The sequence below is a fragment of the Chryseobacterium camelliae genome (genome assembly GCF_002770595.1).
Taxonomy (GTDB): Bacteria; Bacteroidota; Bacteroidia; order Flavobacteriales; family Weeksellaceae; genus Chryseobacterium; species Chryseobacterium camelliae.
In genome coordinates, this window is the sequence record NZ_CP022986.1 from 3,614,472 (window position 1) to 3,639,364 (window position 24,893).

The following is a 24,893-nucleotide window of genomic DNA, read 5'->3' on the forward strand; positions in this document are numbered from 1 at the left end:
AAATATTTTTTTAAGTTCTAAAATAATAATCCTATTTTTGTGAAAAATTTATCATCAATGAATTGGAAAAACTTTATTTGCGGAAGCGCGCTTTTAATGCTATTATTTTCCTGTGGCGCGAGGCAGGAGATCAACTATATGAAGGATATTGAAAATATAGTGTTAGACAATTCAATTAAAAATAGCAGATCAACTTTACAGCCGGGTGACCAGCTGATTATTACGGTAACGGCAAAAGATTTAGATGTTGTTAAACCTTTTAATCAGATTTATTCTTCGAGCTCAACAATAACACAATTTTCCACTCCTAGCTCCAATAGTCTTCCACAGCAAATCCCAGTTTCTGGTCCTACTTATAGTGTAGATACAGATTACAATATTGTTTTTCCTCAGATTGGAAAAGTTAACGTTCAAGGTGAAAATATTGAAAGTCTTAGGATAAAACTTATGGGACTGATAAGTAAGTATGTTAAAGATCCTGTTGTAGATGCTAAATTAATAAATTTCAAGGTTTCTGTAGTAGGGGAAGTTACTAGGCCAGGAACCTATGTAGTCCCGGATGGTACTACAACAGTATTTGGCGCATTGGGATTAGCAGGTGATCTTACGCCATTCGGAGTAAGAACAAATGTTTTGGTCTTAAGGAATGTTGATGGTGTTATAACACAGAATCGTATAGATCTTACCAGTGCACAATTTATCAATTCTCCTTATTATTATTTAAAACAAAATGATGTCATTTATGTACAGCCAAACTCCAATAGAGAAAAAGCTGCAAGAGTAGACCCGAATACAGGATTATACATTTCCGTAGCGTCAGTTCTTGCCTCTTTGGTAATCGGGGTCTTGGCATTGGTTAAAAATTAAGAAATTTATTTACGAAAGTTATTTTATATAGTGGATTATAATCAAAACCAGGAAGAGTTTCAGGAAGAAAAACTCAATATCAGAGAACTTATACAACCATATGCTTACAGATGGTATTGGTTTCTAATTGGTTCAATAGTAGCCGTTATTTTAGCGTGGTTTTTCTTGCGTTATAGTGTACCTGTTTACAGTGCTGAATCAACATTATTGATTAAAGAGGTTAAAAAATCAACTTCCGGACAACCTGAAATGTCTGTTATTTCTGAGTTAGGAGGAATTGGTGGTATGGGAACCAATTCCGTGGATAACGAAATTGAAATTCTTAAGTCAAAAAAACTCATGCTTTCTGTAGTAAGAGAAAAATCTTTGGAAACCAATGTATATGCAATTGGAAAAATCAAGGAAACAGAGCTCTATAACGAAAGTACACCATTTATTGTTCACGTTGTTAGCGAAAAGAAAAAGGCTAAATATCCGTCGAAGAATGTAATTGCCAGAATTGATGGCAATAAGATTATTGTAGAATCCGAAGACTTCAAAAAAGATATTATTACTGAATTTAATAAGTCAGTAAGTATGCCTTTCGGCATAATTATGTTTCAGAAAAACGAAAAATATAAGCCATCTTCAAGTGATAAATTAATAAAAGAATTCAGGCTTCAGTTCATGTCAGGCATGGATAGAGCAAGATACTATCTAGGCAAGTTAAGTGTTAATGTGGTTCAGAAAGAAGCTACTGTATTAAAAATTTCAATTACCGATCCGGTTGCTGATAAAGCAGAAGATATTCTGAATGCATTAGCAATTAACTACAACAAAGAGGCAAATCTCGATAAAAATTCTGAAGCTCAGAAAACTGCCAGTTTTATTGATGAGAGAATCAACCTGATTGGAAAAGAGCTGGGAAATGTTGAGACTGAGAAAGAAAATTTTAAAGTTCAAAACAATATTGCTGATATTCAGACGGAAGCTGAGCTATCCTTAAAGACTGCAATGAGTAGTCGTCAGAATCAGCTGGAGATAGAATCTCAGCTTGAACTTGTGAATGCTTTAATTGGTAATCTAACCAGACAAGGGAGTTATCAGGTACTCCCATTAAATGTTGGATTAGCTGATTCAAATACCATTTCAGATATTGCTGCATACAACCAGCTTGTTATTGAGAGAAACCGTTTGCTTGAAAATTCAACACCTGCTAACCCTGTTGTTCAGGATGCAACCAAACAGATCAACGGAATGCGAAGTGCTGTATTACAGAGTCTTCAGAAAAGCAAGTCAGCCCTGCAGATTTCAAAAAATACAATTTCAGGAGAACTTAACAGGTTATCTGGAAAGATTTCAAAAATTCCTGTTCAGGAAAAGATGTTCCGTAGTATTGAGAGACAGCAAAATATTAAAGAACAACTTTACCTTCTTTTATTACAAAAAAGAGAAGAAGCTGCCATTTCATTAGCGATTGCCGCACCAAAAGCAAGAATTGTTGATGATGCTCTAGCCAATCCTGTACCAGTGTCTCCCAAGAAAATAATAGTCTATTTAGTCGCTTTGGTTATTGGATTGTTAATTCCATTTGCAATTATTTATTTGCTGGAATTATTTAATAATAAAGTTAAAACCAAACAGGAATTAGAAAAACTTGCTGAAGGAACTACAGTAATTGGGGAATTACCTTCTTTAGAAAAAGGTGATAGTGAAATCGTACAGCTCAATGACTTATCACCTGTAGCAGAAGCTTTTAGAATACTGATCACAAACATTAATTTTATGTTGCCTAAAAATAAAAAAGGTAATGTAATTTTTGTGACATCCTCTGTAAAGGGTGAAGGAAAAACATTTACATCTGTAAATTTAGCCCTGACATTAGCTACGCCTCAAAAAAGGGTAATTATTATTGGTTCAGATATCAGAAATCCTCAGCTGCAGAGATACAATGAAAGCAGAAGAGGTTTGATCGGATTGTCTGAATTTATGTATGATAATCAAATGGAAGCTTCTGAAATTATCCACCCTACTTCCTTTAATCCACATTGTGACGTGATTTATTCAGGAGCCATTACACCAAACCCCACAGAATTATTATCTAATGGAAGGTATCAGGAGTTAGTAGAGAGTCTGAAGCCAAAGTATGATTATATTTTATTAGACACCGCACCATTAATGCTTGTAGCAGATTCATTCTTAATCGCAGATGTTGCAGATATAACAGTATATGTTACAAGATCTGGTTACACAGAAAAAGAATTAGTTGGATTTATAAGAAAACAGATAAAAGACAGAAAAATCAAAAACGTTGGTTTGGTACTTAATGACGTAAGCAAAGCACATGGTGGATATGGTTATGGGAAATATGGATATGGTTACTCAGCAGATACTCATAAACCTTGGTGGAAAAAATTAATGGGCTAAAAATTACAATGAGAGTGGTAGTCATCCGCTTCGAATAAATTGTAATGATTTTTCCTAAATATATCTTTGATTTTAACTCAAGACTTAATAAAAATTTTTTAAACTTCAAATAAAGCACTTAATTAAATGAAAATATACAAAATAGCAGTTATAGGACAGGGTTATGTAGGACTACCCTTATCTTTGGAGTTTGCTAAACACTTTCCTGTATTAGGTTTTGACATCAATGAGCAGAGAGTAAATCAATTGAATGAAGCGATAGATATTACAATGGAGGCAGATATTGAAAAACTAAACAATAGTTTAAAATTATTCAAGGAATCGGATGGGAAAATCGGATATTCTGCAACCAATAGTTTAGAAACTATTTCTCAAGCTAACATTTTTATTGTAACTGTTCCTACTCCAATTGATAAATACAATGCTCCGGATCTTAATCCATTAATCTCTGCTTCAAAGATGTTGGGAGAGATTATTAAAAAGGATGATATTGTTATCTACGAATCAACAGTTTTCCCAGGTTGTACAGAAGAAGAATGTGTACCTGTGTTGGAAAAATATTCAGGATTAAAATATAATCAGGACTTTTTTGTAGGATATTCTCCGGAAAGGATTAATCCGGGAGATAAAATAAATACACTTACAAGTGTAAAAAAAGTAACATCTGGTTCTACAGAAAAAATTGCTGAAGAAGTAGATAATCTTTATAAAAAAATTATTATCGCAGGAACTCATAAAGCTCCAAGTCTGAAAGTTGCGGAAGCATCAAAAGCTATTGAAAATGCACAGCGTGATGTAAATATTTCTTTTGTTAATGAATTGGCATTAATTTTTGATAGAGTAGGAATTGATACCAACGATGTTCTTGAAGCTGCAGGAACAAAATATAATTTTCTTAAGTATAAACCGGGATTAGTAGGAGGACATTGTATTTCTGTAGATCCATACTATTTAGCTCATAAGGCCGAGCAACTGGGTTATCATCCTGATGTTATTTTATCAGGCCGCCGTGTAAATGACTCCATAGCAAAATTTGTTGCATCGAAAGTTGTTAAGCTTCTTATAGCAAAAGGTGGAGTGATAAAAGATTCCGAAGCTCTAATTTTAGGAGTTACTTTTAAAGAAAACTGTCCTGATGTAAGAAATACAAAAGTGATAGACATTTATAAAGAGCTTTTAGATTACGGGGTAAAGGTTGATATTTATGATCCTTGGGCAAGCAAAGAAGAAGTAAAACATGAGTATGGAGTTGATATTCTTGATGTCCTTGCTGATGATAAAAAATATGATTCTTTGATTATTGCTGTTTCTCATAATGAATTTCTTCAAATGGATCTTAATACTTTGAAGAAAGAAAATGCAGTTGTTTTTGATACTAAAGCTTGCTTGGACAGGAATTTAGTTGATGGGAGATTATAAAAGTTTACAATGAACTACGATATCATAATTGTTGGTGCTGGATTAGTAGGGTTATCAACGGCGTACAAAGCCAAACTTAAAAATCCAGGGTATAAAATTTTAATTTTAGAAAAGGAAAATGATGTTTCATTACATCAGTCCGGTCATAACAGTGGAGTGATTCATAGTGGAATATATTATAAACCGGGAAGCTTAAAAGCAAAAAATTGTATTGAAGGATACAATTCTATAATTAATTTTGCCACAGAATATGGTATTCGATATGATCTTTGCGGAAAAATTGTTGTGGCTACTTCGCAGGAGGAAGTTCCATTATTAGATAATATTTATAAAAGGGGAGTTGAAAACGGTCTGCAAGATCTAAAATATCTTTCCAGAGAAGAATTTCGTGAAATTGAGCCACATTGCGAAGGTATCAAAGCTATAAAGGTTCCACAAACTGGAATCATCGATTATCCTGGAATTGCAAAAAAAATTAAAGAACTTTTTGAAGAATTAGGAGGCGAAATTAAATTTAATAATAAAGTAACAAATATTGTTAATAGAGGTTTGGAGATTATTGTTGAAACTAATAATTCTGAATACAAAACAAAGAAATTAATTTCTTGTGCCGGTCTTTATTCTGATAAAATTACAAGAATGACAAATAAAGAGAATGATGTAATTATTATTCCTTTCAGAGGTGAATATTATAAAATCAATGACGAAAAGAAGCATCTTGTAAAACATCTTATTTACCCTGTTCCGGATCCTAACTTTCCATTTTTGGGAGTTCATTTTACCAGAATGATTGATGGAAATATAGAAGCTGGTCCTAACGCCGTTCTCGCATTCAAAAAAGAAGGCTATAAGCTTTTTGATTTTAATTTTAATGAAACAATGCAGACACTCATGTGGCCTGGTTTTAGAAAGATTGTAGCAAAATACGGGAAAACAGGGTTAGGAGAAGTTCATCGTTCACTTTCTAAAGCTGCATTTACAAAAGCACTACAAAAACTTTTACCGGAAATTCAAGAACATGATCTTGTTGCAGGAGGGGCTGGAGTAAGAGCACAGGCTTGTGATAGAAATGGAGCTTTAATTGATGATTTTGATATTGTAAAGAATGGAAATATTATTCATGTAAGAAACGCTCCTTCACCGGCGGCAACTTCTTGTCTTTCTATTGGCAATAAGATCAGTGAACTAATAGAAAATTAATATAAAAACACTTAGCAAATTTAAATTATATGAAAGTTGAAATGGTTGATCTTAAAAGCCAATACAATAAAATAAAGGCAGAAGTAAATACAGGTATTCAGGAATGCCTGGATAATACAGCCTTCATTAATGGTCCAGCAGTAAAAGAATTTCAGAAGGATTTTGAAAAATATCTGAACGTAAAGCATGTAATTCCTTGTGCTAATGGAACAGATGCTTTGCAGATTGCGATGATGGCTTTAGATCTAAAGCCAGGGGATGAAGTCATTTGTCCCGCTTTCACCTATGTAGCTACTGCTGAAGTAATTGGTCTTTTAGGTTTAAAACCTATTATGGTAGATGTAGATGAAAATACTTTTAATATAGAATTAAAAGATTTAGAAAAACATCTTACTCCAGATACTAAAGCTATAGTTCCTGTACATTTATATGGGCAAAGTGCCGATATGGAAAATATTATTGAATTTGCTAAAAAGCATAATCTCTTTGTGATTGAAGATAATGCTCAGGCAATCGGATCAGATTATACCTTTACAGATGGAACAGTAAAAAAAACAGGAACCATTGGAGACATTGGGTGCACTTCTTTCTTTCCTTCTAAAAATTTAGGTTGTTACGGTGATGGTGGAGCTTTGATGACCAATAATGATGATCTTGCAATCAAAATAAGAATGATTGCCAATCACGGTCAGCAAAAAAAATATCATCATAAAGTTTTGGGTTGTAACTCAAGACTAGATACTATTCAGGCAGCTGTTTTAAAAGTTAAACTAAAATATCTGGACGAATACTCTACAGCAAGAAATAAGATGGCAACTTACTATGATAAGAATCTTAAAACTGTTGCTGAAATTCAGGTTCCTGAAAGAGCGCAAAATTCGACTCATGTTTTCCACCAATATACATTAAAGGTAAAAAATGGGAAAAGAGACGAATTACAGAAATATCTTGGTGAAAAGAATATTCCAAGTATGGTTTATTATCCTATCCCTTTATATAAGCAGGAAGCATTTCAACAATATGTAGAAGGAAATTTTAGGCTACCGGTAACTGAAAAACTTTGTTCTGAGGTTATTTCTCTTCCTATTCATACAGAGTTTGACCAAGAAGTAGCAGATTTTATTATTTCAGAAATTAAAAATTTTTTTTCTAATAACTAATTATAAACAAAAAGATATGTCGAACTTTTTTGCACATGAAACAGCAGTAATAGATGAAGGTTGTGAAATAGGAGCCGGAACAAAAATTTGGCACTTTTCTCACATTATGCCGAATTGTATTCTAGGTGAAAATTGTAACATAGGTCAAAATGTAGTTATTTCTCCGAAAGTTGTTTTAGGGAAAAATGTGAAGGTTCAGAATAATGTATCTATTTATGAGGGCGTTACGTGTGATGATGATGTGTTTCTAGGCCCTTCAATGGTTTTTACAAATGTTATTAATCCCAGAAGTGCTGTTAATCGTAAAAATGAGTATCTAAAAACTCATGTTGGAAAAGGAGCTTCAATCGGAGCGAACGCAACCATTGTATGCGGACATAATATAGGTGAATATGCATTCATTGGTGCTGGAGCGGTAGTTACCAAAGAAGTTTTAAACTATTCGCTTGTTGTTGGTAATCCTGCAAAACAAATTGGCTGGATGAGCGAGTTTGGACAAAGATTAGAATTTGATGAAAATTTTACTGCAATTTGTCCTGAAAGCGGCGAAATATATAAACTAGAAAATAATATAGTCATAAAATTATAAAAATTAGGTGAGACATGAGCAATAAGATAAAATTTGCCGTAGTTGGTTGTGGGCATATAGGTAAAAGACATGCTGAAATGATCAGCAGAAATGAAGAGGCAGAATTAGTAGCAATTATTGATGTTAAACAAAGATCAGCCCTGCAAATTGATCATTTTGATGCACCGTTTTTCAATAGCTTAGATGATTTCTTAGCATCAGATATTGAGGTAGATGTTATCAATATTGCTTCTCCTAATGGTTTTCACGCCGAACAGGGTATGAAAGTTTTGAATTCTGGGAGACATTTGGTTATAGAAAAACCTATGTCTTTGACTAAAAAAGATTCAGAAGCATTAATTTTTAAAGGATTACAAAAGCATAAGCAAGTATTTTGTGTAATGCAAAATCGTTATTCTCCTCCATCCGTCTGGTTAAAAGAACTTCTAGAATCGGGTAAGTTGGGTAAGATTTTCATGGTACAGATTAATTGTTATTGGAATAGAGACAATCGTTATTACAAACCAGATTCCTGGCACGGTAAAAAAGATCTGGATGGAGGTACATTATTTACTCAATTCTCCCATTTTATTGATTTAATGTATTGGTATTTTGGTGACATTACAAATATTCAGGCAAAATTTGCTGATTTCAATCATAGTGAGCTGACAGATTTTGAAGATTCAGGTCTAATATCTTTTGATTTTGTAAATGGAGGTATGGGTTCTCTTAACTATTCTACTTCTGTGTGGAACACAAATTTAGAAAGTAGTATTACTGTTATTGCAGAAAATGGATCTTTAAAAGTGGGTGGGCAGTATATGAATGAAGTTGAGTATTGTCACATTAAAGATTATCAGATGCCGCAGTTAGCACCTACAAATCCAGGAAACGACTATGGTGCATATAAAGGATCTGCAGCAAACCATCATTATATTATAGAAAATGTAGTTGATGTTTTGAAGGGAAGAAGCACAATTACTACAAATGCCTTAGAGGGGCTAAAAGTAGTTGATATTATTGAACGAATCTACAGTTTGCAATAATGGTCACTTTATTTTTAGCAACAGAAAAGGGATTTCATGTATTGCATTCACTACTTCAAAATCAGAAAGTGCATGTTATATATGAAGTTGTTATTGGAACCGATAGAAACGTTGTAAACGATTACTCTAAAGATATCGAACAACTTTGTGTTGCATATAACGTAAAGTACTGTTATAATCAACTTTCAGAAGGGATCAAGACAGAGTATGCTCTCGCAATCAGCTGGAGAAAATTGATTAAATCTGATTCAGCAAAAATTATTGTTTTGCATGATTCTATTTTGCCTAAATACAGGGGATTTGCACCTCTTGTTAATCAGCTTGTTAATGGCGAGAAGGTTATAGGAGTGACAGCTTTGATAGCATCTGAACAATATGACAGAGGGGATATTATTTCACAGTCAACTATTCCTGTAGAATATCCTATTAAAATTCATGAGGCTATTCAACAAATTTCTATATGCTATGAAAAAATCGTCTTAGAGATATTCAGTACTTTGACAGATACAAATCATCTGTTACTTAGAAAACAACGTGAGGAAGATGCCACTTATAGCCTTTGGAGAGATGATGAGGATTATAGAATCAACTGGCATGAGAAATCTGAGAAGATTAAGAGATTTATAGATGCTGTGGGGTTTCCATATAAAGGTGCAAAAGCTATTTTAGATAATAAAATGGTCACTATAGGCAATGTGGAATTAGTTGATGATGTTTTTATTGAAAATAGAGATATTGGAAAAATTATCTTTATGGAGAAGGGCTGTCCTACTGTAGTTTGTGGGGAAGGACTGCTATTAGTAAATGAAATCAAAGATGAAGAAGGTCTTGATCTACTGCCATTAAAGAAATTTAGGGCAAGATTCATGTAAAAAATCAGAAATGAAATTTAAAAAAGAGATAATACTGTCGTATTTTTTTCAGGCTGGAAATGTCATAATTGCATTTCTAACGACTATTATTCTAACAAAAATGCTTACTCAGTCAGATTGGGGAAATTACTCTTTATTTCAGAATTTAGGGTTAATGACATCTATTATTGGCGGCTTAAGTTTACCTAGTGCTGTGATTTATTTTGTAGCATCTTCTAAGATTGATACAGTTAAAGTTTTATTTAATTTCTCAGTTTTTCAATTAATTATTTCAGTTGTTACTATACTTTCTATTTTTTTTATAAATAATTATGTCTCTCATGATTTGCTGAATTTAAAAATTAATAATTATTATTATCTGATTTTTATCTACGTTCTACTTCTCATGGTTAACAATATTCTTGTTTCCGTTATGAGGGGGGAATTTATGTTTAATCATGTTAATATCATTATTTTTATATCAAATTTATTACTATTATCTTTTTATATTTACTATTATTTCTTTGAAAAGTTCACTTCCGTATCTATTAATACTGCTGTTGTACTACTCTTAGTAAATACAGGATTACAGTTTTTTTTAAATTTAAGTTTTTTGTTTAAAAAACTACAGTTTAAAAAATTAGGGTTCTCTGCACTTAACAGAAATGAGATAAAAGAAATTTTTAAATTCGTTATAACAGTTTATATTGCTAATGTTGTTCAGATTTTTGTATACAAGATAGATGCTTGGATCTTATATAAATATGTAGGAAGCGGAATAACGGGCATATATACATTAGCAGTAACGGTGTCTCAGACAACCTGGCTTTTCGCAACAGCTGTTTCTACAATATTATTTTCTCTCATTTCTCAGACAGGAAGTAACGGAATCAATAATACTGTATCATTATATCTGAGACTTTCACTTTACGCAACTCTTTTTTTGGGATTTTCACTAACAGTTGCCGTGTATTTTTTATCAGATCTGATATTTGGTGTACAATATAGAGCAATTATCTATATAATTCCTATTTTATTAATAGGAATTATTCCATTCTCAATCGTGATCATTTTTGGAAGTTATGTTGCTGGGATAAATAGAAATAAACTAAATCTGATAAGTTCTTCAATATCATTTTTCATTGTAATAATTTTAGATCTAATACTCATACCGAAATATCAGTACTGGGGAGCAGCAGCAGCAACAGTAATTGCTTATTTATCTAGCTGCCTATACTGCATAATGGTTTTAAAGCTTAAATATAACATACATTTTAATTCTTATATAAATCCTATTTTTTTATATAATGATGTAAAAAAAATACTTAAACTAAATTAATATAAATATGATACCTTTCAATAAACCATCCATCGTTGGAAATGAATTAGAATATATTCAAGATGCAGTGAAAAGAGGAAAAATATCAGGAGATGGATATTACACAAATTTATGTAACGATTTCTTCCGGGAAAAGTTTTCCTTTTCTAATCCTTTACTTACAACATCCTGCACAAGTGCTTTAGAAATGACAGCATTGTTAATGGATATCAAAGAAGGAGATGAAATTATTGCACCTTCTTATACCTTCGTTTCTACAGTAAATGCATACATCTTGCAAGGGGCTAAAGTTGTTTTTATTGATTCTATGGAAAATGATCCTAATATGGATGTATCACTTATAGAAAAACTGATAACCCCAAAAACAAAAGCAATTATTGCTGTTCATTACGCAGGGATTTCTGTAGATATGGATTATCTGGTAGAACTTTGCAAAAAACATAATCTTTATCTGGTAGAAGATTGTGCCCAGGCTATAGATTCATTTTACAAAGGAAAGAGATTAGGGACTTTTGGACAATTCAGCGCATTTTCCTTTCATGAAACAAAGAATATCATTTGTGGTGAAGGAGGACTTCTTGTTGTTAATGATGATAAATTTGCAGATAGGGCTGAAATTATAAGAGAAAAAGGAACTAATAGATCCCTTTTTTTTAGAGGGGAAATTGATAAATATGGTTGGGTAGATAAAGGATCATCTTATCTGCCTTCAGACCTTTTAGCAGCATATTTATTTGCACAACTGGAAAATATTGATAAAATTCAATCAAAGAGAAAATACTTATGGAATCTTTACTATCGGGAACTAAAAGAGTTGTATGACCTTAAATATATACAGTTACCTATAATCCCGGAAGACAATGTAAACAATGCCCATATGTTTTATATTGTTTTACCTGATCTTCAGACAAGAACTAATCTGATAAAGTATTTGAAGGAAAAAGGTATTTATGCCGTATTTCATTATCAATCTCTACATCGAAGTGAATATATGGTTAAAAATAATTTTTCAGAAGAAGTCTTAATAAACTCTGACAGGTTTTCAGACTGTTTATTGAGATTGCCTCTATTTTATGAACTTACAGAAGAAGATGTGCTATATATAGCAAAAGAAATAAAATTATTTTTTAATGGAAAAATTTAATTTAATTTTTTTACCAGATTCTAACTATTCAGATATTATTATAGATAAATTCGAACAAGTTGCCGAAGGAAAAAATGTGTATATTTGTTTAGCGAATGAAATTAAATACATTAAAAGTAAAAAAGTTAATTTTATCCATTCTAGTCTTTCAGGACGATTTCATGGTAATTTGAGTTTTTTAAATAAGGTTTATGGGCGAATCTTTTTTAATCTGAATTCATTAATAACGACGAATTTTTATTACAAATACATTCATCAAAAAAGCAACTTTAAGGATGCTAAATTAATAATGATGTTTTGGAGCGGTGAATTGTATAATCATCCTGCATATGAAGAAAGTATTTATGATAACCATTCTTTAAAATATAGAAAAAATAATAAATTATTTTTTTCATCTAAGGCTGTTGACTTTGGTTTAAGGCTTTTAAAAATGCCTTCCTACAGTGCCTATTATAAGCTGAATCAAAGTATGGATTATTTCTGTTGTTTTTTTCAGTCCGAACATGAAATATTCAATAGAACATTTCAGTCAAAATCTAAATTCGTTTTATTTACATTTCTTGATTTAGAATTATTGAAATTACAGGAATCAGATTTTGAATCAAAAAAAGAAGACATCTTGATAGGAAATTCAGGGTCATTAGAGAATAATCATGCTGAAGCATTTAATTTACTAAAAAAGTTAAATAGTGAAGATTATAGAAAAATAATTGTTCCGCTCAGCTATGGAGATAATAATTATATCCAAAGTATAATATCATTAGGAAGTCAATATTTTGGTGAAAGAATGAATGCCATGAGTGAGTTTTTAGACAGAAACCAGTATAATAATAGCATTTCTAATGTTAAGGTTGCGGTTTTTAACCATTATATTCAACAGGCTGTAGGAAATATTCTATATATGCTATATATAGGCGCAAGAATATATTTTAATGAAAACAACCCGCTTTATAAAGGGTTTTTAGATAAAGGATTTATTGTAAATTCCTTAAGTGATTTGGAAATTATAAAGCTAAAGCCAATGGATCCGCTAGATAGAAAGCATAACAAGAATTTAATCCTGGAACTTTTGAATGTTAATGCAAGCTTAAATTATTATAAAACTATAGCTGAATTGTAAAATGTGTGGAATAGTTGGAATTGTAAGTCGAAATAAAAATATTTTAACTTATCAACAAATAAAGATGATGACCGATGCTATAGAGCATAGGGGTCCGGATGGAGATGGGCAATGGATTGATGAAACTGAGAACGTAGGATTAGGCCATCGAAGACTTTCTATTATTGACTTATCTGATGCAGGCAGTCAGCCGATGCATTATTTAGACCGATACAGTATTGTTTTTAATGGGGAAATTTACAACTATTTAGAAATTAGGGATTTCCTTAGTACCAAAGGATATGTTTTCAGGTCAGATTCTGATACAGAAGTCTTAATGGCCAATTTTGATTATAAAAAAGAAAAATGCCTCGAAGATTTTGACGGAATGTTTGCTTTTGCTATTTGGGATAAACAGGAGCAAAAATTATTCTGTGCAAGAGATAGATTTGGAGAAAAGCCGTTTTATTATTATCAAAATAATGAAAGTTTTTATTTCGGGTCAGAAATGAAAGCACTTTGGAGAGTTGATGTACCAAGAAAAACGAATGGACGAATGCTATTTAATTATTGGCATTTTGGATATATTAATAATTCAAATGATTTATCTGAAACTTTTTATGAAGATATATATCAGCTGGAACCAAGTCATTATATGTTCATAGATTCTAATGGGAAAATAGTAAAGAAACATAAATATTGGGATATAGATCATAGAAACCAATTAGACTTTGTAGATTTTAGAGAAGCTAAAGAAACTTTTTTCAGACTTTTTGAAACCTCTATCAGCAGAAGATTACGTTCTGATGTTGCTGTTGGAACGAGTTTGTCCGGAGGTTTGGACAGTTCCTCAACTGTATGCATGATTAATCATATGAAGGTTAATGGTGTGGAACAAAAAACATTCTCTGCAAGATTTCCTAATTTCGTTAAAGATGAATCAGTTTATATTGATAAAGTATTAGATACTGTAAATGCCAAAGGCATAAGTTGCTTCCCAACCACAGAAAGCATGCTTAATAATGTAGATAAAATTATTCATCATCAGGAAGAACCGTTTGGTACATTAAGTATAGCGGCACAGTATGAGGTAATGAAATTAGCTAGAGAAAATGGTGTAATTGTTTTGCTGGATGGACAAGGTGCTGATGAGTATCTTTGTGGCTATCACGGGTTAATAGATTCTTTTTTTATTGAATTAAAGAGCAAAGATAAAAAACTCTATAGGGAGCAGTTAAAAACTTATAAAGAAGTACATTCATCAAACAAGATTAACAATATTTCGAGAAGGCTGAGAAATAATTTCTTAAAAGAAATGTTATCTGATGCGCAGATTGATAAATTACTGGGAATAAAGTCAGGAATAGATAACTATATTAAAAAGGATGCTAAAAAAGACCTTTACTCAAAATATAAAAACGAACAGTTTGATCGAAAATATAGCGCATCATCATTAAATGAAATGCTGTATCATGCAACTTTCAGAGGTGGTTTACAAGAGTTATTGAGATATGCAGATCGAAATTCTATGGCACATTCTCTAGAAGTAAGACTTCCTTTTTTATCACACGAATTGGTAGAATTTGTATTTACTTTACCGTCAATCTGTAAGGTTAATAATGGGTTCTCTAAATTTATTTTAAGAGAAGCAATGAATGAGATTGTACCAAAAGATATTGTTTGGAGAAAAGACAAAATAGGTTATGAACCTCCTAATAAAAATGATGTGAATGGTATTACGTTGAAAAAGTATTTAGTAAATAGTTTTAAGATGTAGTTATGGATATTTTTTTAAAATTTATATAATTCATCAATGTATCAATAAAATAAACAATCACATATGAAAATTTTAACAATTTTAGGTGCTCGGCCACAATTTATTAAAGCAAGCTCTGTAAGTCGTGAAATAAAAAAATATCTGCAAATAGAGGAAGTAATAGTACATACCGGACAGCATTATGATACTAATATGTCAGATATTTTCTTTGAACAGATGCATATTCCTAAGCCAAATTACTTCCTTGGAATTGGTGGAGCGACACACGGGGCGATGACAGGTCAAATGATTGAGCGAATTGAAGAAGTTGTGCTAAAAGAAAATCCTGATATTATTATGGTATATGGAGATACAAATTCAACTTTAGCTGGAGCAATAGTTGCATCAAAGCTAAATATTAAACTAGCACATATAGAAGCAGGTTTGAGAAGTTTCAACATGAAGATGCCTGAGGAAGTAAATAGAATATTAACAGATAGGGTTAGTACTTATCTATTTTGTCCTACTGACAAAGCTGTAGAAAATTTGTATGCGGAAAATTATCAAAATACTGGCTGTAATATTATAAAAAGTGGCGATGTAATGCTAGATGGAGCCTTATTTTATAAAGAGATAGCAACTCAACCGAATTTTGATATCATGGGTGATTTTGTTCTCTGCACAATTCACAGAGCAGAAAACACTAATGATATCAATAGACTTAGAAATATTATTGAATCTTTAGACACTATTGCTGAAGAAATAAAAGTAATATTGCCTTTACATCCTCGAACTAGCAAAATTATAAAAGAATCTGCAATACCTGTACAAAATATTACAATTACTGAACCAGTTGGATATCTTGAAATGGTTTGGCTACTAAAGAATTGTACTATCGTAATGACAGATAGCGGTGGTCTTCAGAAAGAGGCTTACTTTTTTAGTAAACCATGTGTTACTTTAAGAGATGAGACAGAATGGGAAGAATTAGTCGATGTAGGAGCTAACATCTTAACAGGAACAGATAAAAGTAAGATTCTTGAGGCATATCATCAAGGAAAGAATAAAGAAATAGCTTTTTCAGAAGAATTATATGGGAGGGGTGATGCTAGCGGTATAATAATAAAAGAACTTTTAAAATGAAAATATGCTATTTAACTTGGGGAGAAACACCCCGATCGTATGGTGTTTTTGGATCACAAGTTTTAGGTCAGTTTGTAGCAAATACAAATGAAATAAAGGACGGCAGTTTTTATTTTATCTCAGGTGTACCGATTATACATAGTGGACACATTCGAGAAAAAGGTGCCTATAAAGAACAAGTTGAAAAAGTTAAACAAATATTAGGAACAATAAAATTTATAAAAACGCCAATTTTTGCATTACAACCTGTTGTATATATGCATAGATTTCTATTTAAGTTTTTATTTTATGGAGCAGAATCATATCTTTTGAAACATTTGAGATCTTTAAAACCAAATATTGTTCATTGCAGAGGTTATGGTGCAACATATTTGGCTTTAAAAATTAAAAAGAAATATCATTTTGATTATAAAGTAATATTTGATGCAAGGGGACTTTTTCCAGAAGAATATGCATTTAAGAATAAATATATCAGACCAAATAAAAATTATTTATTTTTAAAAGAAATGGAAAAACAACTTCTATCAGAAGCGGATGTTACAATTGTTGTGTCAGATACTATGGCTGAATCATACGAAAAAATTGGAGTTAAATTAATAGAAAAGATTTATTTAAGCGTAGATACAGAAAATCTGGCACCTAGTTTAAAGACCTTAAAAGATGAAATAATATATTGTTATCTTGGTGCATTAACTCAAACAACATGGCATACAACAAGTGACCTGTTGAAGTTGTATACAGAATTAAGAAAAATAACACCAAATTGTAAATTGAAAATTATAACCACATCTTCACATGATGCAATAAAAGAAGTTTTTAAGAAAATTCCTAGTAATGAAATTATCCTAACTTCAACAAAAAATACCATAGAATTGAAAGCAGAACTGTCTGATGTTAATTTCGGATTGCTACCTTATCGTAGATCAAGCTCATGTTTTGAAGATGCGGTTGGTTATAGTATTTTAGGAACTAAGACTGTTGAATTTACTGCAATGGGTATTCCTGTCATAGTAAATGAAGAATGTGGTGGAGCATCTGTTTTAACCAAAAAATATGATCTCGGTTTTACCTATAATCCCAAGACATTTAAAGAGCTTACTTTTGATAATATTAATAGATATATAAATGATGGAAAGGAAATGAGACGTAGTGGTATTGCAAAAGATTTATTTGATTACAAAAAAAATGCTGAGAGATATAAAGAATTATATCAAAGATTAGCCGAAGTATAATATGTTGATTTCAAAGCTTGGTATACGGACAGTATTCTTTTTTATCTTTTTTTTAGTATTAGGTAGGCTTTACCTTTTTCCATTTGGTGATGAACCGGATTTTGAAGTACGTGCTCAGGAGTTGGTAACTGGTGATTCACAACCTTTTTGGACTCCTTATTTCTATTTTGAACCTTTATTAAGGACGTTTACATATTACAATTCATGCAATACCAATAGTACATTATTTTCTTATTGGTCTAGCATACAGAATAACGGGTGTACAGAAGATATAGTACAAAGATTAGGCAGGATTGCAATAACAATCTTTTCAATGTTACCGTTTTTAATTGCTGTGGTATTTAGAGATACAACATTGAAAATTGTGAATGATTTAGGAATGAAATTCTCTAAAGAAGAATGGAATTATAGGTTAGACGTTCTGTGCATCGTTTTTGTCTTTTTAGGTTTTATATATCATGTAAGTGTCTTAGCCTTAGAACAGTTTGTATTAGTATTGACAATACCTATATTCCTTTTCTGGGGGAGATGGCCGGTAATTGTATTTATGATAATTCTAGCATCATTACTCGATTTAGGTAATAGTGTTGTAATTGTGACCTTTGCAAGTATAGCCTGTCTGTTTTCCTATCTTAAAAAACGTAGAATAATTTTAATTGCGATTACTCTTGTATTGTGTTCGTTAATTTTGGGCATCAGCTCATTGTCATATATATCGAATATCGAATTTCTTTCCGATAAAGCCAATGGAATGATGCAAGGAGAAGAGGATTTGGGACTTCGTAATAAGTATCCAATATTCCTGCGGCCAATCATTACATTTATGACAGGGATTTTTTTTACTCCTTCTGGAGTTAAAGTCATTCCTGCTTATATATTATATGGTATTGCAATTATAAGATTAATTTTTAAAAAAAATACTTCTGCTAAAAAAGATCCACGTTCTAATCAAAAATTTATCTTTATTGCAGGATCAATTACGTCTATCTTATCTTTCTTATTTATACTGCCTAATTATTCTAATGCCAAATATTACGTTTTTATGTTTCCATTTATTTTCTATGCAATTGTAAATAACAAAAACAAAGTAAATATTTTCAATTTTATAATCATAGTGAATTTTATTATATATCTACACTTATTACTATACAGACTATAGCTCTGCTAAAAAAATAGTTTAACTAAATTTATTTGAATAAATGAGTATACCAATAGTAAAAATTCTTGTTGCAACTTACAATGGGGAGAAATATATTGAAGAACAAATAGCCTCTATTCTAAATCAAAGAGATGTGAATATTGATATTGTTGTAAGTGATGATAATAGCAAGGATAGAACTGTAGATATTTTACATGAAAAATATCCTCAAATTTCAATTGTAAAAAATGATCCTGGTAATGGTTCTGCAGCAAAAAATTTTCTCAAGATGGTTTCAGAACTTAACTGTAACGAAAATTTTGATTTTGTTGCTTTTTCTGATCAGGATGATATTTGGTTAGCAGATAAAATGAAAGCCGCAATAGATTCGCTAGTCAGAGGAGACGCAGATCTATATTGTTCGAACCTAACAAAATGGAATTTATCGACCAATACTTTTAGCAATCTAAAAAAAGACTTTCCACAGAAAAAATTTGATTATTTATTTGAGGGAGGAAGTGCCGGATGCACCTATGTTTTTACAAAAAAGTTTGCACTGGAATTAAAAGATTTTGTCAGCAAAATCGAATTTGCTGATTGGCATGGATTTTCTCATGACTGGCTTGTGTATTTTTTTGCTCGATCAAGAAAGTTCAAAGTGGTAATTGATGGAAATTCATACATTCATTATCGTCTGCATGATAACAATGTACATGGTCACTTAAATAAATTATCTTTTTCTACCTTTAAAGAAAAGTCAATACAGGTTTTGAAAGGATATTATCAGAGACACGCTAATTATAATATACAATACCTTCAGCCTGATTCCGAAGATTTTAAAATTTATTCTAAATTTTTAGGAACCTATTTTCAAAGAAATAGTGTCATTTGGAAATATAATACTTCCTTAATGAGAGATAATAAAAAATTTCTGATTTTTGCAGTACTTAATTTACTAAAGTTAAAATAGGAAACATGTACAAAAAGTTTATAAAAAGATTATTAGATGTAATTTTGTCATTGTTGGGTTTATTGCTTTTAAGTCCTATTTTTATATTAGTTACAATAGGTTTATATATCTCCAATAATGGTAAACCTTTCTTTTTGCAGGCTCGTCCGGGATTGAATGAAAAAATTTTTAAGATCATTAAATTTAGGACAATGAATGATAAAAAAGATGAAAAGGGAAATTTGCTTTCTGATGCTGAAAGGTTAACATCGATCGGAGCTTTTGTTCGAAAAACTTCTTTAGACGAAATTCCACAATTAATAAACGTGTTGAAAGGTGATATGTCTGTTGTGGGGCCAAGACCTTTGCTGCCGGATTATTTGCCGTTTTATTCGGATTTTCAGAAAAAGAGACATCAGGTTAAATCAGGAATTACAGGTTGGGCACAGGTAAATGGGAGAAACGCAATAAGTTGGGAACAGAAATTTGAATATGACGTATGGTATGTTAATAATGTGTCTTTTTCCATAGATTTAAAAATATTATTTTTAACAATAAAAAAAATAATATTTCCTGACGGAATTACCGCAGATGGTCACGCCACAATGCCTAGATTTGACAAACTTGATCAAAAAAAGTAATATAATTATCAACATGAGAAAAAATATTTTAGTAACAGGAGCCGGAGCACTTTTAGGTCAAGGAATATTAAGACTTTTACAGGTTTCAGATTTCGATAAAAAAATTTTCACTGCCGATCCCGATCCTCGATCAACAGGACACTGGCTGGGAGATTATGCAGTTATTATACCTAAAGTAACTGATGAATCTTACATAGATGCAATAGAAAAAATTGTAACAGAGCATAAGATAGATGCTATTCTGGTAGGAACAGATGTAGAATTACCAATTCTTTCAAAACATAAAAAAGCATTTTTCGAGAATTATAATTGTCATATTATCGTAAGTAGTGAAGAAGTAATCAATATCGCAAATGATAAATTTTTAACTGCTGAATTTTTAGAAAAAAACAATTTTCCATTTCCTTTATCTGTGATGGCAAATGATAAAGATAAATTGTATGAAATAGAAGAAAAGTTGGGGTTTCCATTATTTGCAAAACCGTTCGATGGAGCTAGATCTTTAGGTATAAAAAAAATAGATACTCATGAAGAGTTAATGGAAATCTATGACCCAAATTCAAATTTGGTTGTGCAGCAGTTTCTACCGGAGAATGAAGGCGAATTTACTTGTGGCTGCTTAGTGATAGATGGAAAATGTATAGCGGTGGTAACATTAAAAAGAGATTTAAGAGATGGAAATACATACAGGGCATACAGAGATGATACAACATCAAAATATGACGAATTTATTATTCCAATTGCGGAGAAATTGAATCCTGACGGACCCGTTAATTTCCAGTTTAGAATTTTTAATGGAAAACCGGTTATCTTTGAAATTAACGGAAGATTTAGTGGCACAACACCTTTACGTCATTTTTTTGGATTTAATGAAGTTGAAGCTGTACTAAAATATTATCTTTTCAATGAAACAGTTCAAATGCCACAGCTGAAAAATGGTTTGGTACTGAGAACTTGGTCGGATTTATTTATAAATGAAAAAGAATTTGCAGATTTAAGCAATGCGAAGTATTTAGAGCATCCAACAGCAATCTTTCATAATTTTTCACTTAAAAGTAATTAATAATGAAAGTGTTGATATTTGGAAGTAGTGGTTTTTTAGGCAATTCGCTTTGTAATGTTTTAAAAGAGAATGGAGTTGAATTTTATACGGTTTCCAGATCCGATTCAAAATCAAGTTATAACATAGATATCAGTGATATTAAGCAATTTTCACAGCTACCACATAATTTTTTTGATGTTGTTGTCAACTGTGCTACGATTTTACCCGGAGGAAGTTTTCTCGATAATAACTATTTAGAAAAAATTTATAAAACCAACATATTAGGAAGCCAAAATATCTGTATATGGATTAATGGTCAGGAGTCTGTTAAAAAGATTATAAATTGTTCAACACTTGTTGTCATTAATAAACCTTGGCCACTACAACTATCAGAAGATGAAGCAACATATCCAACAGGAAATCATGTTTTATATTCAAGCTCAAAGCTAACACAAGAGCTTATTTTTAAGACATTTGCAGAATCTCATAACATCAGTCTGACCCAAATACGTTTTTCAGCTCTTTATGGGGAAAAAATGAATTGGAGCGGTGTAATCTGTGATATAATTGATCAAGCTAAGAAAAATAAAAAGATTATCTTGAAGAACGGTTCAAAAGTAACAGCCGATTTTCTTTATGTTGATGATGCCGCTAAAATTATTTTTTCTTCAATAAAACATAGTTCAGAGGGAATTATAAATGGCGCTTCAGGGAAAGAAACTTCAATTTTAAAATTAGCAATGATAATTAGAGAATATTTTAACGGTGAAGTTGAAGTTGAAAATTATGATGATCCTGATTTTACAGAAAGCAGATCTCTAATAAATATTGATAAGTTAGAAAAGATCATTCAGACCAATACCTTCATGGATTTAAGAAACGGTATAAAGAAGGTGATAGAACAATGAAAGTGCTTATATTTGGTGATGTTCATGGAAATCTTATTTCATTAGAAAAACTTTTCGGAATTGAAAAAGGTAACTATGATCAGTTTGTCTGTCATGGTGATATTGTGAATTATGGACCATGGACGAATGAGTGTCTGGAATTTTTATCTCAGCAGCAAAACGGATTTTTTTTAAAAGGTAATCACGAAAAATATTACATTGAAAAATTTTACCCTGGATTGAACGAAGTTGCAAAATCCTTTTTTAAATATTGTTATCCGATGTTTAATGCCAAATATGTTGAATTAATCAATGAATTTAGAGATGATATCAAAGTTGGGGATTTCAAAATAAAACATTCTGTTGATGATTTATATATTTTTAAAGATACAGATATCGAAAGTTTAGATTTTGAAAACAATACAGTTGTTGGTCATTCTCATCAGCAGTTTCACAGGGTGATTAAGGGAAAAAATATTTACAATACCGGTAGTTTGGGACAAAACAGATCCCTGCTTGATGTTGCCAATTATCTGATTGCAGACACCGAAACAAATATTGTTGAATTAAAATCATTTGTTTTTGATATTCAGAAAGTGATTTCTAAAATGGAGGAACTAAAATATCCTTCAATTTGCTTAAACTATTATAAATCAAAAAATACGGTAAATAAATTATGAATTCAAAAATATGGCTTTCCTCTCCTCACATGGGTGGAAATGAGCAAAAATATATCAACGAGGCATTTGAAAACAATTGGGTAGCACCTTTAGGACCTAATGTAGATGGATTTGAAAAAGACCTAGAATCTTTTCTAAATAAGGATGTAAAAGTCGCAGCACTTTCTGCCGGTACAGCCGCATTGCACTTGGCTTTAATTGAATGCGGCGTCAAACAGGGAGATGAAGTTATTTGTCAGTCCATGACATTTTCAGCTTCCGCCAATCCAATAGCTTACTGCGGTGCCAAACCTGTATTTATTGACTCAGAAGAAGATACTTGGAATATGTGTCCTGCTGCTTTGGAAGAAGCCATTGAAGACAGAATTTCTAAAGGAAATAAGCCGAAAGCAATCATCGTCGTTCATTTATACGGAATGCCTGCAAAAATGGATGAAATCCTTAGAATTGCAGAAAAATATAATATTCCTCTTATTGAGGACGCTGCAGAAGCTTTAGGCTCAACTTATAAAGGAATAGCTTGCGGAACTTTTGGGCGTTTTGGCGTTTTATCATTTAACGGAAATAAAATTATTACTACTTCAGGGGGGGGAGCTTTGGTTTGCCACAATCAGGAAGACAAGGATAAAGCAGTTTTTCTTTCAACTCAAGCAAGAGACAATGCCCCGCATTATCAGCACTCTCATATTGGCTACAACTATCGTATGAGCAATATCGTAGCAGGAATTGGAAGGGGACAGATGGAGGTTTTAAATAATAGAGTAGAAGCCCGCAGAAATATGCATAATTTTTATGCTGAACTTTTCAAAGATATCGAAGGAATAAGTGTTTTTTCTGAGCCATCCCAGGATTATTTTTCTAATCACTGGTTATCTGCAATTATTATTGATGAAAAGATTACCGGAAAAAATCGTGAAGATTTAAGAATAGCACTTTTAGAAGAAAACATAGAATCCAGGCCTTTGTGGAAACCGATGCATTTACAACCTGTATTTTCTGGGTCTCCTTATTATGGAACTCATGTCTCTGAAAAGTTATTTGAAAATGGTTTATGTCTGCCGTCAGGGTCTAATCTTTCTGATGATGACAGAACGAGAATTAAAAATGTTATTCTAACATTTTTTAATAGTAAAATATTTAATTAATAATTTAAATTCAATCTATCATATTATTGTAATAGATTGACATAGAATTTATTGTCTGAATTTCGTTGTAATTATTTACATATATTTAATGAAAAATATTATTATAACCGGAGGTGCGGGATTTATTGGATCCCATGTCGTAAGAGAGTTTGTAAAGAGGAATCCTGATATCAAAATCATTAATCTTGATGCCCTTACTTATGCGGGCAATCTGGAGAACCTGAAGGATATCGAAAATGAACCTAATTATGTTTTTGAAAAGGCGGATATTACAAAGCCTGAAGAATTAAGAGCTGTATTTGAAAAATATAATCCTGACGCAGTGGTTCACCTGGCTGCAGAAAGCCATGTCGACCGGAGCATAACGGATCCCATGGCATTTATCAATACCAATGTAAACGGAACAGCAAACCTTCTGAATCTCTGCAAAGAGTTCTGGACGCTGAACCCCGATCATATCCACGGAAGATTTCCTGATGAACAAAGAGACAATCTTTTTTATCACATTTCCACGGACGAAGTTTACGGAAGCCTGGGAGAAACCGGTTTCTTTTTGGAAACGACGGCATATGACCCACAATCTCCCTATTCTGCGTCAAAAGCAGCCTCGGATCATTTGGTAAGAGCCTATGGCAATACCTATGGAATGCCTTTTATCGTTTCCAATTGTTCCAATAATTACGGGCCCAACCACTTTCCTGAAAAGCTGATCCCGCTCTGCATCTCCAATATCATCAATGAAAGGCCCTTACCTATTTATGGTGACGGCAAATATACGAGAGACTGGCTGTTCGTCATTGATCATGCCAGAGCGATCCACCAGATTTTTAACGACGCCAAAACAGGGGAGACCTATAATATCGGTGGCTTTAATGAATGGCAGAATATTGATCTTGTTAAAGAACTTATTAAACAGATGGATGCAAAGCTTAACAGGCCGGAAGGCTATTCGGAAAAGCTGATCACTTTTGTAAAGGACAGGCCGGGACACGATAAGCGCTATGCAATCGATGCCAACAAACTGAATAAAGACCTGGGATGGAAGCCGTCTGTAACTTTTGAACAGGGACTGGGAAAAACCATCGACTGGTATCTGGAAAACAAAGAGTGGCTGGAGCATGTAACGAGCGGTGACTACCAGAAATATTATGAAAACCAATACCATTAAATAAATACACAAA

General features: G+C 32.0%; 22 protein-coding genes. All 22 read left to right on the forward strand.

Translation table 11 applies throughout. From position 1 onward, the window contains the following. Window positions 1-57 precede the first annotated feature (57 nt). The 22 genes from CGB83_RS16715 to rfbB all read left to right on the forward strand — a co-directional run bounded on the left by CGB83_RS16715 (window position 58) and on the right by rfbB (window position 24,880). A complete protein-coding gene (locus CGB83_RS16715; protein ID WP_100076833.1) occupies window positions 58-867 on the forward strand; it encodes a polysaccharide biosynthesis/export family protein in 810 nt (269 codons plus the stop codon). Between the two features lie 30 nt (window positions 868-897). Beyond that, the gene (locus tag CGB83_RS16720; RefSeq protein WP_100076834.1) at window positions 898-3,273 is read left to right on the forward strand and encodes a GumC family protein; all 2,376 of its coding nucleotides are present in this window, start codon (window positions 898-900) and stop codon (window positions 3,271-3,273) included. A 126-nt stretch (window positions 3,274-3,399) separates the two neighbouring features. After that, complete coding sequence (locus tag CGB83_RS16725) at window positions 3,400-4,692, forward strand: nucleotide sugar dehydrogenase (RefSeq protein ID WP_100076835.1); 1,293 nt, start codon at window positions 3,400-3,402, stop codon at window positions 4,690-4,692. Window positions 4,693-4,701: 9 nt separating this feature from the next. Beyond that, entirely contained in the window at window positions 4,702-5,892 is a 1,191-nt protein-coding gene (gene lhgO / locus CGB83_RS16730; RefSeq protein ID WP_100076836.1) for an L-2-hydroxyglutarate oxidase, read from the forward strand. A gap of 29 nt (window positions 5,893-5,921) precedes the next feature. Further along, window positions 5,922-7,052, forward strand: a complete 1,131-nt coding sequence (locus CGB83_RS16735; RefSeq protein ID WP_100076837.1) for a DegT/DnrJ/EryC1/StrS family aminotransferase — start codon at window positions 5,922-5,924, stop codon at window positions 7,050-7,052. Window positions 7,053-7,068: 16 nt separating this feature from the next. Further along, a complete protein-coding gene (locus tag CGB83_RS16740; protein ID WP_100076838.1) occupies window positions 7,069-7,641 on the forward strand; it encodes an acyltransferase in 573 nt (190 codons plus the stop codon). 14 nt (window positions 7,642-7,655) lie between these two features. After that, the gene (locus CGB83_RS16745; protein WP_100076839.1) at window positions 7,656-8,666 is read left to right on the forward strand and encodes a Gfo/Idh/MocA family protein; all 1,011 of its coding nucleotides are present in this window, start codon (window positions 7,656-7,658) and stop codon (window positions 8,664-8,666) included. Then, window positions 8,666-9,538, forward strand: a complete 873-nt coding sequence (locus CGB83_RS16750; protein WP_100076840.1) for a formyltransferase family protein — start codon at window positions 8,666-8,668, stop codon at window positions 9,536-9,538. The genes CGB83_RS16745 and CGB83_RS16750 overlap by 1 nt, the downstream gene beginning before the upstream one ends. 10 nt (window positions 9,539-9,548) lie before the next feature. Then, window positions 9,549-10,856, forward strand: a complete 1,308-nt coding sequence (locus tag CGB83_RS16755) for an oligosaccharide flippase family protein (RefSeq protein WP_100076841.1) — start codon at window positions 9,549-9,551, stop codon at window positions 10,854-10,856. Between the two features lie 7 nt (window positions 10,857-10,863). Then, window positions 10,864-12,000, forward strand: coding sequence for a dTDP-4-amino-4,6-dideoxygalactose transaminase (gene rffA, locus CGB83_RS16760; RefSeq protein WP_100076842.1), 1,137 nt, complete (start codon window positions 10,864-10,866; stop codon window positions 11,998-12,000). Then, window positions 11,987-13,120 carry a TDP-N-acetylfucosamine:lipid II N-acetylfucosaminyltransferase family protein gene (locus tag CGB83_RS16765; RefSeq protein WP_100076843.1) on the forward strand — a complete coding sequence of 378 codons (1,134 nt, stop codon included), beginning with the start codon at window positions 11,987-11,989 and terminating at the stop codon, window positions 13,118-13,120. The genes rffA and CGB83_RS16765 overlap by 14 nt, the downstream gene beginning before the upstream one ends. A 1-nt stretch (window position 13,121) precedes the next feature. Beyond that, entirely contained in the window at window positions 13,122-14,876 is a 1,755-nt protein-coding gene (gene asnB / locus CGB83_RS16770) for an asparagine synthase (glutamine-hydrolyzing) (RefSeq protein WP_100076844.1), read from the forward strand. Window positions 14,877-14,939: 63 nt separating this feature from the next. Then, window positions 14,940-15,998, forward strand: a complete 1,059-nt coding sequence (gene wecB / locus CGB83_RS16775) for a non-hydrolyzing UDP-N-acetylglucosamine 2-epimerase (protein WP_100076845.1) — start codon at window positions 14,940-14,942, stop codon at window positions 15,996-15,998. Next, complete coding sequence (locus tag CGB83_RS16780; RefSeq protein ID WP_100076846.1) at window positions 15,995-17,230, forward strand: glycosyltransferase family 4 protein; 1,236 nt, start codon at window positions 15,995-15,997, stop codon at window positions 17,228-17,230. The genes wecB and CGB83_RS16780 overlap by 4 nt, the downstream gene beginning before the upstream one ends. Window position 17,231: 1 nt before the next feature. Then, window positions 17,232-18,389 (forward strand): hypothetical protein, encoded by a 1,158-nt coding sequence (locus tag CGB83_RS16785; protein WP_100076847.1) that lies wholly within the window; start codon window positions 17,232-17,234, stop codon window positions 18,387-18,389. Window positions 18,390-18,429: 40 nt separating this feature from the next. After that, window positions 18,430-19,338 carry a glycosyltransferase gene (locus CGB83_RS16790; protein WP_100076848.1) on the forward strand — a complete coding sequence of 303 codons (909 nt, stop codon included), beginning with the start codon at window positions 18,430-18,432 and terminating at the stop codon, window positions 19,336-19,338. Window positions 19,339-19,343: 5 nt separating this feature from the next. Next, entirely contained in the window at window positions 19,344-19,958 is a 615-nt protein-coding gene (locus CGB83_RS16795; RefSeq protein WP_100076849.1) for a sugar transferase, read from the forward strand. Window positions 19,959-19,971: 13 nt separating this feature from the next. Continuing rightward, on the forward strand, window positions 19,972-21,021 hold the full coding sequence (locus CGB83_RS16800) for an ATP-grasp domain-containing protein (protein ID WP_100077635.1): 1,050 nt from the start codon (window positions 19,972-19,974) through the stop codon (window positions 21,019-21,021). Window positions 21,022-21,023: 2 nt separating this feature from the next. Further along, window positions 21,024-21,908: an NAD-dependent epimerase/dehydratase family protein gene (locus CGB83_RS16805; RefSeq protein ID WP_100076850.1), complete on the forward strand. Its 885-nt coding sequence runs from the start codon at window positions 21,024-21,026 to the stop codon at window positions 21,906-21,908. Continuing rightward, complete coding sequence (locus CGB83_RS16810; protein ID WP_100076851.1) at window positions 21,905-22,567, forward strand: metallophosphoesterase family protein; 663 nt, start codon at window positions 21,905-21,907, stop codon at window positions 22,565-22,567. The genes CGB83_RS16805 and CGB83_RS16810 overlap by 4 nt, the downstream gene beginning before the upstream one ends. Next, window positions 22,564-23,712 carry a DegT/DnrJ/EryC1/StrS family aminotransferase gene (locus tag CGB83_RS16815; protein ID WP_100076852.1) on the forward strand — a complete coding sequence of 383 codons (1,149 nt, stop codon included), beginning with the start codon at window positions 22,564-22,566 and terminating at the stop codon, window positions 23,710-23,712. The genes CGB83_RS16810 and CGB83_RS16815 overlap by 4 nt, the downstream gene beginning before the upstream one ends. Before the next feature lie 88 nt (window positions 23,713-23,800). After that, the gene (rfbB, locus tag CGB83_RS16820; protein ID WP_100076853.1) at window positions 23,801-24,880 is read left to right on the forward strand and encodes a dTDP-glucose 4,6-dehydratase; all 1,080 of its coding nucleotides are present in this window, start codon (window positions 23,801-23,803) and stop codon (window positions 24,878-24,880) included. Window positions 24,881-24,893 lie beyond the last annotated feature (13 nt).

Bases quoted from the DNA above. Each gene is read 5' to 3' on its own strand.
- CGB83_RS16800 (WP_100077635.1), top strand. From the start codon at position 19,972: ATGAGAAAAAATATTTTAGTAACAGGAGCCGGAGCACTTTTAGGTCAA.
- CGB83_RS16745 (WP_100076839.1), top strand. From the start codon at position 7,656: ATGAGCAATAAGATAAAATTTGCCGTAGTTGGTTGTGGGCATATAGGT.
- CGB83_RS16790 (WP_100076848.1), top strand. From the start codon at position 18,430: ATGAGTATACCAATAGTAAAAATTCTTGTTGCAACTTACAATGGGGAG.
- CGB83_RS16740 (WP_100076838.1), top strand. From the start codon at position 7,069: ATGTCGAACTTTTTTGCACATGAAACAGCAGTAATAGATGAAGGTTGT.
- CGB83_RS16785 (WP_100076847.1), top strand. From the start codon at position 17,232: ATGTTGATTTCAAAGCTTGGTATACGGACAGTATTCTTTTTTATCTTT.
- wecB (WP_100076845.1), top strand. From the start codon at position 14,940: ATGAAAATTTTAACAATTTTAGGTGCTCGGCCACAATTTATTAAAGCA.
- CGB83_RS16780 (WP_100076846.1), top strand. From the start codon at position 15,995: ATGAAAATATGCTATTTAACTTGGGGAGAAACACCCCGATCGTATGGT.
- CGB83_RS16805 (WP_100076850.1), top strand. From the start codon at position 21,024: ATGAAAGTGTTGATATTTGGAAGTAGTGGTTTTTTAGGCAATTCGCTT.
- CGB83_RS16725 (WP_100076835.1), top strand. From the start codon at position 3,400: ATGAAAATATACAAAATAGCAGTTATAGGACAGGGTTATGTAGGACTA.
- lhgO (WP_100076836.1), top strand. From the start codon at position 4,702: ATGAACTACGATATCATAATTGTTGGTGCTGGATTAGTAGGGTTATCA.
- asnB (WP_100076844.1), top strand. From the start codon at position 13,122: ATGTGTGGAATAGTTGGAATTGTAAGTCGAAATAAAAATATTTTAACT.
- rffA (WP_100076842.1), top strand. From the start codon at position 10,864: ATGATACCTTTCAATAAACCATCCATCGTTGGAAATGAATTAGAATAT.
- CGB83_RS16735 (WP_100076837.1), top strand. From the start codon at position 5,922: ATGAAAGTTGAAATGGTTGATCTTAAAAGCCAATACAATAAAATAAAG.
- CGB83_RS16815 (WP_100076852.1), top strand. From the start codon at position 22,564: ATGAATTCAAAAATATGGCTTTCCTCTCCTCACATGGGTGGAAATGAG.
- CGB83_RS16810 (WP_100076851.1), top strand. From the start codon at position 21,905: ATGAAAGTGCTTATATTTGGTGATGTTCATGGAAATCTTATTTCATTA.
- CGB83_RS16765 (WP_100076843.1), top strand. From the start codon at position 11,987: ATGGAAAAATTTAATTTAATTTTTTTACCAGATTCTAACTATTCAGAT.
- CGB83_RS16755 (WP_100076841.1), top strand. From the start codon at position 9,549: ATGAAATTTAAAAAAGAGATAATACTGTCGTATTTTTTTCAGGCTGGA.
- CGB83_RS16795 (WP_100076849.1), top strand. From the start codon at position 19,344: ATGTACAAAAAGTTTATAAAAAGATTATTAGATGTAATTTTGTCATTG.
- CGB83_RS16750 (WP_100076840.1), top strand. From the start codon at position 8,666: ATGGTCACTTTATTTTTAGCAACAGAAAAGGGATTTCATGTATTGCAT.
- CGB83_RS16715 (WP_100076833.1), top strand. From the start codon at position 58: ATGAATTGGAAAAACTTTATTTGCGGAAGCGCGCTTTTAATGCTATTA.
- rfbB (WP_100076853.1), top strand. From the start codon at position 23,801: ATGAAAAATATTATTATAACCGGAGGTGCGGGATTTATTGGATCCCAT.